Raw genomic sequence first — 12671 nt, 5'->3', positions numbered from 1 at the left:
GCACAAAACCGGACTGGCCGCTAACGGCCCAGAAACAGCCTCAAACGCCACCTTGGCTCAGTATCCATCGGCACGAAATGGCTTTGTCCCATCGGCATCTTTTCAAGCTTCTCCTGGATCATTCACCGTAGGTGGAAACAGGAGCACACCGTACGCAGCGGTAGCTGCATGGAATGGCAAAAAAGCGCGAAGAGACAGAGACCTTAATTGTCCAAAAGGGCGAGCAATCAGGTGGTAGCCAAGGCACAGGAGTATCCCGCCGCAGGCAGTCCTATCGCCTCAGATTGACAGGCCATGTTGCCCGGCGAAAGTCGCTTCCAGTCGGCATCACATGGGATACAGAGCTTCCCGGTTTCGGACTTCGGAAGCGCAAGTCGGGACACTTAACCTGGATCGTGAAGCACAGGCCGCGAGGCGTGCAGCGAATGGTGACGCTGGGAAGCGCGGGAGTGGCGGCAGGAGCGCTGGGCGCACCCGCCGCGCGCGCTGCCGCGCGCAGATTGCTCATAAAGGCAACGCTTGCCGATCTTCCTACCGTTCCGGAGAAGCTGAAAGCTCCACTCTTCGCAGAGTACGCTGAGGAGTTCTGGCTCGACTATTCGCCGCATTGGAAGCCTTCGACGCGCGATGCATCGCGGGCCTATATCGACAAGCGGCTGATCCCAAGGTTTGGAACACTCTCTGTCGATGCGATTGAAAGGGCTGACATCAATCGCTGGCGAGACAGCATGGCTGATGTAGGAGGAGCCTTCAATCGCAGCATCCCGGTCATGTCGGTGATGATGCAATATGCTGAGAAGCTTGGATACCGCGAAAAGAACACCAACCCCTGTCGCGGGGTCTCTCGCTTCAAGCGGGACTTGCCGGAACGATATCTATCAGCCGATGAATATCGAAGGCTCGGCAAGGTGTTAGGAGAACACGATGGCGCAAATGAGTTCGTGGTCCCAGCTCTGCTCATGCTGATCTATACAGGCGCGCGGGTATCAGAGATTGCGACATTGCGCTGGCGCTACGTCCAGTTGCCACGCCTCGCATTGCCTGACAGCAAGACCGGACCGAAGACGATCTACCTCAACCCGCAGGCAATCGTTGTGCTGGATGGGCTGCAACGGCGCGGAGACGATCAACTCGTCTTCCCGGCAATGTATTGCGAGGTGCCGATCAACCTGGGCCAGCATTGGGAGAAGATCAGGCGCAAGGCAGCTTTGCCCGATGTGCGCCTGCACGACTTGCGGCACAGCTTCGCGTCGGTCGCCATCGCCAAAGGCATACCGCTTGCGACCATTGGCAAGCTGCTCGGTCATGCGCTTCCCGAAACAACGGCGCGGTACGCGCACCTCGCTGACGAGGTGATTTCGGAAAGCGCCGACCGCATCTGTTCTAGCCTCGCAAACTCAATGGGGATGACCGCATGACTAGCTATGATCTCAAGCGCATCCTCGCCGAAGAGCTCGCGCGCGTCGTGCCAGGTGATGCAGGTAAGCGCCGCACGAGGTTCGATTACGTCCTTCCCGGCTTTGGCGAGCGTATCCATCTGTCCGGCAGGAAGAGCTACGTCTTGCAGCGCACAATGGGCGGAAAGCAGAGGCTCATTACAATCGGCGATGCGGCCATTCTGACCGAGCGGATTGCCAAGGATGTTGCACGCCGCCTCATCCTGAGGGTCGAATTGGGCCAGAATCCGGCGGACAAGAAGCAACGCGGTAAGAAGACGCCGACCTATGCTTCCTTTCTTCGGCACTATTGGGAGGTCGCTGCTCCGACCTGGAAGCCATCCACTCTTGAGATACATGACATCTACCGGCGAACGCACTTGGAACATGCATTCGCCGGAAAGTTCATCGACGAGATCGGCCATGCTGATGCCGTGCGCTGGCATGCAATGCTGACGCGTTCCGCAGGTCCGGGCGCGGCCAACCGCGCTATGGAAATCCTGAAAGCCATGTTCGCAAAGGCAGAAGCATGGGGCTATCTCCCCGAGCACTCTAATCCCTTTCGTGGCGTGAAGCGCAACAAGGGGCGGAAGATTGAGCGCTTTTTGAGCCAAGCCGAAATGGCCTGTCTCGGAGACGCGCTTGCGCGCCATCGCGCTGCCAAGCCGAACGAAGTGGCCGTGATTTCTCTCCTCGCTTTGACAGGATGTCGGCGTGGCGAAATTCTCGATCTTACGTGGGGCGAGGTTCAAGGCCGTAAGCTCAAGCTGACGGACTCGAAGACGGGACCACGTGTGGTTTGGCTTGGTAAGGAGGCGAGGGCAGTCATTGATCGCTTGCCGCGCAGAAGGAGCCATGAGCGCGTCTTCCAGTTCGATGTGCTGCCCGTCTCTGCAATCGAATGGTTCTGGCGCATGCTGAGGGTCGAAGCGGGCATCGAGGACGTGAGATTGCACGATCTGCGGCACAACTATGCGAGCCTTGCCGTTCGATCATCCGAAACGCTGCCGATGATTGGGCGCTTGCTGGGCCACAGCAACTCTTCGACTACTGCACGTTACGCTCACTTGGATGACGGGCACCTACTTTTGATGTCAGACCTGATCGGAAGTGAGATTGGCGGGAAGATTGCTTTCCAACCTCAATCTCGACAATGACAGGTTCTCAAGAGCAACCGTGCGAGCAGCGACCGTGTGGATAACCTCCAATGCAAGGAATCTGGCTGCTGAGTCGAATCACGCAATATGCTTTAGTCACCAAGGGGATGCTGAGCGCATCTATTGCTGAAATAGAAAGACTAGAAACAGTATATGAATGCGGTTGAGATTGAAGAAGCCATATCAGAGCTAGCGGAACAGCCTTTTGACAAGGCTGAATTCCCCTTCCAATTCCTTGCCGCATTCGGAAATAAAGCCACCACAATCAAACGCCTTCGCTCTGGCGCATCCAATAGCTCCGACCTTGAAGGCGGGGTGCTACAGCGAAACAACATTCACATCGCGACATGTACACCTGGCGAAGTGGACGCAACACTTCAGGCGTTACGGCATAGCCCCCAAACTGCGAGCGCCCGCGCCAAGTTCATTCTAGCAACCGACGGCGAGACGCTCCAGGCCGAAGAGGTTGGAAGCGACGAAGCGCCTATCGCATGCGAATATGCGGACTTCCCTGACCACTTTGGTTTCCTGCTCCCGCTCGCTGGCATCACGACGGTCAAGCAAATCCGTGAGAGCTCGTTCGACATCAAGGCCACAGGGCGGCTCAATCGTCTCTATGTCGAGCTCTTAAAAGACAATCCCGATTGGGACACGGATGAGCGCCGCCCCGACATGAACCATTTCATGGCGCGTCTCATCTTTTGCTTCTTTGCCGAAGACACAGACATCTTCCACGGCGAAGACCTCTTCACGCGCACCATCGAGCAAATGAGTGAGCGGGACTCGTCCAACACACATGAGGTGATTAGCGAGATTTTTCGCGCGATGGATTGCAAGCTCACTGAGCGAGACGCCAACGAGACGCCACGTTACGCAAACCAGTTTCCGTATGTGAACGGCGAGCTGTTTTCGGGCAGCACGGAAGTTCCGACATTCAGCAGGATTGCTCGGTCTTACCTCATTAACATCGGCAATCTCGATTGGAAGAAGATCAACCCCGACATCTTTGGCAGCATGATACAGGCCGTCGCCGACGACGAAGAGCGCGGCGCGCTGGGTATGCACTACACGAGCGTCCCCAATATCCTGAAGGTGCTCAATCCCCTCTTTCTCGACGACCTGCGTGAGAAGCTAGAAGAGGCTGGAGACAGCCCTATCAAGTTGCTGAATCTCAGAAAGCGAATGTCAAAAATCAGGGTGTTTGACCCTGCCTGCGGCTCAGGCAATTTTCTTGTCATTGCTTACAAAGAGATGCGTGCGATTGAGGCGGAAATTAATCAGCGCCGCGACGAGGAAGATAGGCGCTCCGATATACCTCTCACAAACTTTCGCGGGATTGAGCTAAGAGATTTTCCAGCCGAGGTGGCCCGCCTCGCCCTGATAATAGCCGAATATCAATGTGATGTTCTGTATCGGGGGCAAAAAGAAGCCTTAGCCGAGTTTCTTCCGTTGGATGCCGAAAATTGGATCACAAGTGGCAATGCCTTGCATCTTGATTGGCTGAGCATCTGCCCACCCACAAGCACTGTGGTAAAACATCACGCCGATGATCTCTTTCATTCTCCATTGGATCAAGCTCAAATTGATTTTGAGAATGAAGGTGGAGAGACGTATCTTTGCGGGAATCCCCCTTATATTGGGACGAAATACCAAACTAAGACCCACAAAGAAGAAATCTCTAAAGTCTTTTCGGGTGAAAAGATTAAATTCGGGAATGTCGATTACATAGGCTGTTGGTTTTTGAAAGCGGCTAAGGTCGTGAAGCAGTATGCCTCAGGATCGTTCGCGTTCGTAAGCACCAATAGCCTCTTTCAAGGCGAACAAGCCGAGATTATTCTTCATATTCTACAGAAATATGGCGTCGACATATCGTGGGCTCATCCTAGCTTTCCATGGTCGAATAATGCCGCAAAGAATGCAGGTGTCATTTGTTCGATTGTCGGATTCACTCTTACATCCGAGGGAGCCGAAAAGTTTGTCTTTGAAGATGGAGTGAGGCGTAAGGTTGGCAATGTGGGGCCGTATCTCGTTCCAATGCCAAACGTGGTAGTGCGAAAAAGCTCAACGCCGATGTTTGGCCTGAACGCGATGAGCTATGGAAGCATGTCCAACGACAACGGCCTGTTCGGCATCTCTTCCGAACAATATCGCCAACTCGTTGCTGACGATCCCGCCAACCAGGACCTGATAAAGAGAGCAGTTGGTGGAGCGGAGTTCATTCGAGGAATTGTCCGCAGAAGTGTCTATGTTTCGGATGCCGCTTCCTTGTCGGCGAGTCAGAAAGACACTTTCAGAGGAGTGTTCGAGGGGGTGCGCGCCTACCGTGCAGCCAGCAACAGAGAGGCCACCCGAAAGCTAAGCAAAGTGCCAATGCTCTTTGCAGAGAGGAGGCACGTCCAAAAGCGGAAGCTATTTGTGCCCCAAGTTCTATCAGAGCGTCGGGAATACGTAACGGCAGGGATTTTGGGCCCGGACGATTTGGTAATCGCTCCTCACATGCAAGTTATAGAAGGGGAGCTTTTCGAATTCTCAATTCTCTCCAGCAAGATGCATCACGTATGGGTGGCTACCGTATGTGGTCGGCTGAAGAGCGATATCCGTTACTCTAATTCTCTGGGCTGGAATACATTTCCGATCCCCCAATTGACCCAAAAAAACCGTGATGACCTGAGTCGCCGAGCTGAGGAAATTTTGCTCGCACGGGAGGCCCATTTCCCAGCGTCAATCGCCGAGATTTATGATCCTGAAAATATGCCAGTCGAACTGCGCGAGGCGCACGAAAAGAACGACGAAACTTTAGAAAGAATATATATTGGAAGGCGTTTCCAAAACAATAGCGAGAGACTTGAGAAATTGATTGAGCAATATGCGAGAAAAAACAAAAGAAAGAAATCTTTAAATGAAAACTGAAGCGCCGAGAGATAGGTTTACTGAAAGTGATACGATTGTGGTCCCTGCTCACCCCAAGGGTTTTCATGATGTGTTTCTTGAGGAACGGCGCTGGCCAAATCTCAAAATAGATAAGCGCAGGCTGGACTCGTTGAAATACATAGCTGTCTATCAAACAGGCCCCGTTTCAGCGATCACCCACTATGGGCGCATAAAGAGCTTCAAGTCTGGAGAGAAAAACGGGCGCTACGATGTTCATTTGTCTGGTGCGCCCAAAGAGCTTCGGCACGTTCCCTACACAATCGCAGACATATGCGCGCTTCAAGGCCCCAGATACACTTCGTTAAAACGCATTCAAGCCGCCGACCATTTGTCCAGCGCATTTCCAACATAACATTTTGAGAGAGAGGTAATTGATGAATTCGCCGTCCCATGTTCCTTCCGTATCTGTTTCCTACGCCCAGACTGGTGCTTCGACCAAGTCGAACGAGCTGGGCATGAGGGCGATGCAGGAGCGGGCATACGAAAAGCGCGGTGAGCAATATCTTCTCATCAAATCTCCGCCTGCGTCGGGTAAGAGCCGCGCGCTCATGTTCATTGCGCTCGACAAGTTGCGCAATCAGGACTTGGCACAGGCCATTATCACCGTCCCTGAAAAATCCATCGGATCGAGCTTTGCCGACGAACCACTCAGTAAGTTCGGCTTCTGGGCAGATTGGGAGGTCGAGCCCCAATGGAATCTCTGCAACGCGCCTGGCACGGAAGGCAGCAAAGCTGATTCAGTCGGAGCGTTCTTGAAGAGCGATGCGCGCGTCCTGGTCTGCCCGCATGCGACATTCCGCAACGCCGTCGAGAAGTTCGGCGTCGAAGCATTCGACAATCGCTTGATTGCGGTGGACGAGTTTCACCACGTCTCAGCCAACCCCGATAACAAGCTTGGCGCACAGCTCGCCGAGCTAATCGAGCGCGACAAGGTTCACGTTGTTGCGATGACAGGCTCTTACTTCCGTGGCGATGCCGAGGCGGTCCTCGCTCCGCAGGACGAAGCCAAGTTCGATAGTGTTACCTATACCTATTATGAGCAGCTCAACGGCTACAAATGGCTGAAGACACTCGACATCGGTTATTTCTTCTACTCAGGCTCCTATGCCGACGACATTTTGAAGGTTCTCGACCCCGACGAGAAAACCATCATTCATATCCCGAGCGTCAATTCTCGCGAGAGCACGAAGGATAAGCACCGCGAAGTTGAACACATCATCGACGAGCTTGGCGAGTGGAAGGGGACCGACCCTAAGACAGGCTTCCAACTCGTCCATACCTCAGACGGCAAGGTTCTGAAGATTGCTGACCTTGTCGATGACAGCGATCAAGGCCAGCGGTCCAAAGTGCTCGCGGCGCTCAAAGACCCCGCGCAGAAAAACAATCGCGATAACGTCGATATCATCATCGCTCTCGGCATGGCGAAGGAAGGCTTCGACTGGATTTGGTGCGAGCATGCTTTGACGGTTGGATATCGCGCTAGCTTGACCGAAATTGTTCAAATCATTGGGCGAGCAACGCGCGATGCTGAAGGAAAGACCCGCGCCCGCTTCACAAATTTGATCGCTGAGCCCGACGCTTCGGAAGAGGCAGTGACGGAAGCCGTCAATGATACCCTGAAAGCCATCGCTGCCAGCCTTTTGATGGAGCAGGTTCTCGCCCCACGCTTCGAGTTTAAGCCGAAGAAACCCACCAACGTCGCCACCGACGGGTTCGACTATGGGGAGGGCGGCTATGATCCTGATGCCTGCAACGTCGGTTTCAACGAGGAGCGCGGAACATTCCAAATCGAGATAAAGGGACTTGCCGAGCCAAAGTCGGAAGAGGCCGAGCGCATTTGCCGAGAAGACCTCAACGAGGTCATCACCGCTTTCGTCCAGGACAAATCCTCAATTGAACGCGGTCTCTTCGATGAGGAGCTTGTGCCCGAGGAGCTCACTCAGGTTCGCATGGGCAAGATTATAAAGGACAAGTTTCCCGAACTCGATGACGAGGACCAGGAAGCCGTTCGCCAACACGCCATCGCAGCGCTCAATCTTACTCAGAAGGCCAAGGAGATCGCCGTCGGGGGTGATAACGAGGAGAAAGGCAACACGGCTCTGATTGATGGCGTCCGCAAATACGCGATGGACGTGCGAGAACTCGACATCGACCTTATCGACCGCATCAATCCTTTCGGAGAAGCATACGCCATTCTCGCTAAGACCATGAGCGAGGAGAGCCTGAAGCAGGTTGCCTCAATCATCTCTGGCAAGCGCGTCAATTTGACACCTGAAGAGGCTCGCGACCTTGCCAAACGCGCACTGAAATTCAAGCAGGAACGCGGTCGCTTGCCCTCCATCACCTCAGCAGATGCTTGGGAAAAGAGAATGGCAGAAGGTGTGGCCTTCCTTGCGCGCATGAAAGCCGAGGCAGCCAATGGCTAATTTCACTCAGGAAGATGACGCTCTACTCGAAGAGCTAGGCGTTGAGGTAGAAGCCAAAAAGGTTGTCAGTCGCACACCGCGCGAAGAGCGCACCATTGCGGGCTTTGAGGAAATTCAGCGCTTCGTCGAAGAGCATGGCAAGCGCCCACGCCACGGCGAAGACAATGATATTTTCGAACGCCTGTATGCCGTCAGATTAGAGCGCATCCGAGACCAAGACGAGTGCCGTAATCTTGTCGAGCCGATGGACCATCAAGGCTTGCTCGCCACCACCATTGAGCAGCCAGTCGAGGTTGACGAACTCGACGATGATGCACTTCTCGCTGAGCTAGGCGCGGAAGCTGAAACGGCTGACATCACTGAGCTGCGTCATGTCCGTTCCAGCGCCGAAAAGCGCGCGGCCGAAGAGATTGCCAATCGTGACAAATGCGAGGACTTTGAGAAATTCGAGCCCCTCTTCGAAAAGGTTCAAAGGGAAATCAAAGACGGCACTCGCCAAACCCGCCCTTTCGTCAAAGACGCGGGCTTCCTGAAGGCCGACATCAAACAGGGTGAGTTCTTCATTCTAGGTGGACAGACCGTTTACGTCGCCGAGGTTGGAGAGACCATCAAAGCGCCTAACGGTGAAACAGACGCTCGCCTTCGCGTAATCTATTCCAACGGCACCGAAAGCAATCTGTTGCTTCGCTCACTTCAAAGGGCGCTCTATAAAGACGAGGCAGGAAGGCGGATAAGCGAACCCGCCGCCGGCCCTCTCTTCACCGACAATGAAGACGAAGATGACCAGGCAAGCGGCACGATCTATGTGCTGCGCAGTAAGTCCAATCATCCGACCGTTGCCGCTCATCGCGAGGTGCTTCACAAAATCGGGGTAACGAGCGGGAAGGTCGAGCGGCGGATCGCGAATGCCAAGATTGACCCGACCTTCCTCATGGCGGAGGTGGAAATCGTCGCCACCTACGAGCTGTTCAACATCAATCGAACCAAGCTCGAAAACATCATACATCGCGTTTTCGGCCCTGCGAAACTCGACATCGAAATCATGGACCGGTTCGGTAAACCGGTCGTACCTAAGGAGTGGTTCCTAGTTCCGCGGTTCGTCATCGACGAGGCGGTAGAGCGTATAAAGGATGGCACAATTAGCTCTCTAAAATACGATCCCAACTCAGCGAGTTTGATCGAAAGAGAGTTCAGATCGTGACCTGCAGGTACAAACTCTTATCACCGGACTCGGCAGGAGAGAGCGCCGACCTGCTCGCAGGTAAGAACTCGGAAGATGGACTGCGCCGAATTCAGGCTTTGTTGGCTGACTGGCTCCGTATGGAGAATGTAGTAGTCCTGACAGCCGCTGGCTGCTCGGTCGGCGCAGGTGGGCGATTGATGGCGGGGCCTGCTGCCAACAACCTTGAGTGTCTAGTGCTCGATGCTGTCGAAGAATGCCCCCTCTCAGATGACGCCAAAGCGATCATCGCATGGAAAAAGGCGAACGGTTTCGGCGCTGGCGGCTTTGAAGATTGGCTCAGCTACCTCTTTAATGCCTCAGGTCTCACACAATCGAACGATTCACCGGTCGCGTCTGTGACCTGGAAAAGAGGCGCAAGCATGAGCGTAGAGGGGGAAGCCCAAGAAGACGTCTCCCTTGTGCTGAGCGAAGATGATGAACGAACGCTCTGTCGCTACATCGAAAAGGCAATATATGCGGAGTGCGCACTTGAAATTGACCCTGCGGAGCTCACGGCCGAATGCAAAGGTAGCTCGTCCGGACACATTCCGTTTCTTGCGAAGCTCATAGCTCGAGACACGAACCTCGGCCGCACTCACCTATTCACACTCAATTACGATACGTTGTTTGAGCAAGCGCTTGAAGAACTTGGCATTCAATATTTCGACGGCTTCTCTGGCAAAACGACCGCTCGCTTTGACCCTGCCGTGTATGGGCTGGATATTTATTATCCTGGTGACGTTGCGGAAGGCAGGGTCCGTCGCTTCGACAAATTTCTCCAGTATTATAAGCTCCACGGCTCCCTGCATTGGTTCGTAGATCATGATGGAACCTATCGGGCGCGCCACAGGGATTTGTCTTTTGCTCGAGCATATCGCGGTAGTGATGTTGCCGAAAAGGCCGTCCAGCTCCAGTCCGATGAGTTCAAGCAGATTGGTTCCTTTGGCATTCTGCCCACGTCCCAGAAATTCACTCAAACTCTGGGCATGCCGTTCTCGCATCTTTTTCGGCTTTTCCAAGCGAGGCTGAATCAGCCGCAAACATTTTTGCTCGTGCTTGGATATGGTTTCGGCGATGATCACGTCACCCGCATCATCGAAACGGCCTTGATGAACCCATCTCTCGTGATGCTCGTTGTTGAGCCGAATCCTGATAGCAAGATCGTCGAACGGATTGCCGCATACCAGAGCTTAGGCCAACGTGCATTCGTGCTCACGGAGCGGCTTGATCCTGAGACTTATTGCTCCTTCGAAATCGCTACGTTTGCCGATTTCGCGCAAAACGTCATGCCAGACGTCAAGTGGCTGGAAGACTTTAAGCGCCTGCGCCAATTCGAAGAACAAATCCGTAAGACCGAAGAGAAAGGGTCAGACCAGGCGGCAGGTGAAATATAATGGAGCAGCCGCGCGTCATAGGCCATGTGGTGTCCGTCAATGGCTTCCGCCTGAAGGTAGAGCTTTCGACCGAAGCCAAGTCCTCATCGCGCGCGACCCCCGACGGCGTGCAAAGAGCTGTCGCCATCAATTCCTTCTTGACCTTCGATCTCGGAGCAGGGGCTCTCGCAATCGGTATTCTCAGCGATCTTGAGGCCCGTGAAGCGTATGATCCGACCACTGATGATGAGCTGTCTTTGGAGCTAACCAAGCCCAGACGCATAGCGTCAGTTCAATTGCTAGGGACTGTAAAGCAGGCCGCGAAAGGCAATTGGAAATTCGATACAGGCATCACCATTCTGCCGACACTTGATACCCCTGCTGAGGTCGCCAACCCAGATATTCTCACGGGAATTTTTGGTCGCCCTCCGTTGCGAAATAGGCCGAGAGGCTGGGGTGAAGGAGATTTCGATTTTCCTTTAGAGATCGGCCATCAAACGGGCGACGAAAACACAAAAATCAGCGCTTCGTTCAACGACCTCTTTTCAAGGCCACTCGCTGTCGTCGGCAACACGGGGTCCGGCAAATCTTACACGGTCGCCAGCCTCATTCGCGGCGTCTTGGAGCACGAAAAGATGCAATCCGAGGATGGCTTTGATCCTCACATCTTTATTCTGGACATCAACGGAGAGTACGCGAACGCGTTTCTTAGTCCCGAGCAAGCAGAATATCAGCGAGAGCCAAACAGGCTCTACCTCAATGGAGAGGAGTTCTGCTTGCCTGCGTGGCTCATGAACGGCGAAGAAATCTGTGACTGGCTGCAAGCTTCGGAAGCAACCCAAGAGCCTGTTCTCAAAGACTGGTGGGCGATCGCCAAAGCCTCTTCGGTAGGAGCCGGAACTTATGACCCGCTACAAGTAGCTATTTCAAAGATCGACAATGCAGTCGGGTGGCTCGACGACCCTCGACAGCCAGCCTCGGGAACTTTCGAAATCTATGTGAGCCATGCAGAGCAGTATGCCACAGACGTAGACTGGGACGCTTTTCGAAACCTCATCACTTGGTCTCCAAGCAACACGGACCAATGGCGTAAAATTGCCAACGACAAAGCTGTTAGAGACCGCCTCGGAGAAATCCGAACTGAACTATTGTCCAAAACATCGCAGCGCCAGAATGAGGGAGTGAATTTCGCGAGATCCGCGGACGCCCCGCGCTTTGTCGGTGTCCAGGAGTTTCGCGATCCGAACCTTGTGGATCGGTCTACCGACCAGGAAGGTAGTAAGAGGCTGGATCAGTATCTTCTGACGCTCAAGCTTCGCATGCGAACGCGTCTTGATGACCGGAGATGGCAGTCGTTCTTCAGCTTTGAAGAGCAAGGTATCAACTCGTTTCAAGCGTGGATGGATAAGCTGGGCATCGGTCGCAAATCACCGTCCCGCGTTTCAGTCCTTGATATGTCGATGCTCGCCTCGGAAGTCCTTCCCTTCGCTTGCGCCTTACTCGGTCGCATTTTTTTGGAGACCCGAGAATTGCTAAAGCCAGACATTCGGAGCCGTTACCCGTGGCTGCTCATACTCGAAGAGGCCCACAACTACGTCAGACCGCCACGCACTTTAGAGGAACGTAGTCAGAGCCTTTCTCGCCGTGCGTTTGAGCGGGTCGCAAAGGAAGGCCGCAAGTTTGGTCTATCGCTGATCGTCGCCAGTCAAAGGCCGAGTGAAATCAGTCAGACAATCATAAGTCAGTGCGCCAACTTCTTCTCGCATCGCCTCCAAAACCCCGACGACATTGATCATTTCCGCCGCATAATTCCCAAGCAAGCGCAGCGCCTGCTCGACCAGGTGACAGTTCTGGCTGCGGGTGAAGCGATAGTTTTCGGCAGTGCCCTTCATGTGCCGGTGCGGGTGCAAATGAGGATGCCTGCAAGAGAGCCCTGGAGTGCGACAGCAGCACCATTTGTTGATTGGGCGAAGGGCGACATCTTTCCTCTCAAAGATGTCATGTCTGACTGGGGATTGGATTCGAAAAAAGGAGAAGGCGAAGAGGAGGTACCTGCGGCAATCGGTGAGGCTGCGGAAGCTCCAATGATCTAGATGATGACATCCCCTTCTAGGACGAACCTATGC

General features: G+C 54.0%; 8 protein-coding genes. All 8 read left to right on the top strand.

The features are described 5' to 3' along the window. Window positions 1-425 precede the first annotated feature (425 nt). Entirely contained in the window at window positions 426-1418 is a 993-nt protein-coding gene (locus K3136_RS11000; RefSeq protein ID WP_221430359.1) for a tyrosine-type recombinase/integrase, read from the top strand. Continuing rightward, window positions 1415-2593, top strand: a complete 1179-nt coding sequence (locus K3136_RS10995) for a tyrosine-type recombinase/integrase (protein ID WP_221430358.1) — start codon at window positions 1415-1417, stop codon at window positions 2591-2593. The genes K3136_RS11000 and K3136_RS10995 overlap by 4 nt, the downstream gene beginning before the upstream one ends. A 153-nt stretch (window positions 2594-2746) precedes the next feature. Next, entirely contained in the window at window positions 2747-5503 is a 2757-nt protein-coding gene (locus K3136_RS10990) for a class I SAM-dependent DNA methyltransferase (RefSeq protein WP_221430357.1), read from the top strand. Then, window positions 5493-5876: a hypothetical protein gene (locus K3136_RS10985; RefSeq protein ID WP_221430356.1), complete on the top strand. Its 384-nt coding sequence runs from the start codon at window positions 5493-5495 to the stop codon at window positions 5874-5876. The genes K3136_RS10990 and K3136_RS10985 overlap by 11 nt, the downstream gene beginning before the upstream one ends. A 22-nt stretch (window positions 5877-5898) precedes the next feature. Further along, window positions 5899-7950 carry a DEAD/DEAH box helicase gene (locus K3136_RS10980; protein ID WP_221430355.1) on the top strand — a complete coding sequence of 684 codons (2052 nt, stop codon included), beginning with the start codon at window positions 5899-5901 and terminating at the stop codon, window positions 7948-7950. Beyond that, window positions 7943-9151: a GIY-YIG nuclease family protein gene (locus tag K3136_RS10975; protein ID WP_221430354.1), complete on the top strand. Its 1209-nt coding sequence runs from the start codon at window positions 7943-7945 to the stop codon at window positions 9149-9151. Before K3136_RS10980 ends, K3136_RS10975 begins: the two co-directional genes overlap by 8 nt. Beyond that, complete coding sequence (locus K3136_RS10970) at window positions 9148-10566, top strand: SIR2 family protein (protein WP_221430353.1); 1419 nt, start codon at window positions 9148-9150, stop codon at window positions 10564-10566. Before K3136_RS10975 ends, K3136_RS10970 begins: the two co-directional genes overlap by 4 nt. Next, entirely contained in the window at window positions 10566-12638 is a 2073-nt protein-coding gene (locus tag K3136_RS10965) for an ATP-binding protein (protein ID WP_221430352.1), read from the top strand. The genes K3136_RS10970 and K3136_RS10965 overlap by 1 nt, the downstream gene beginning before the upstream one ends. Window positions 12639-12671 lie beyond the last annotated feature (33 nt).

Source organism: Qipengyuania gelatinilytica, assembly GCF_019711315.1.
GTDB lineage: Bacteria > Pseudomonadota > Alphaproteobacteria > Sphingomonadales > Sphingomonadaceae > Qipengyuania > Qipengyuania gelatinilytica.
This window is presented reverse-complemented; position numbering and strand designations above follow the sequence as displayed.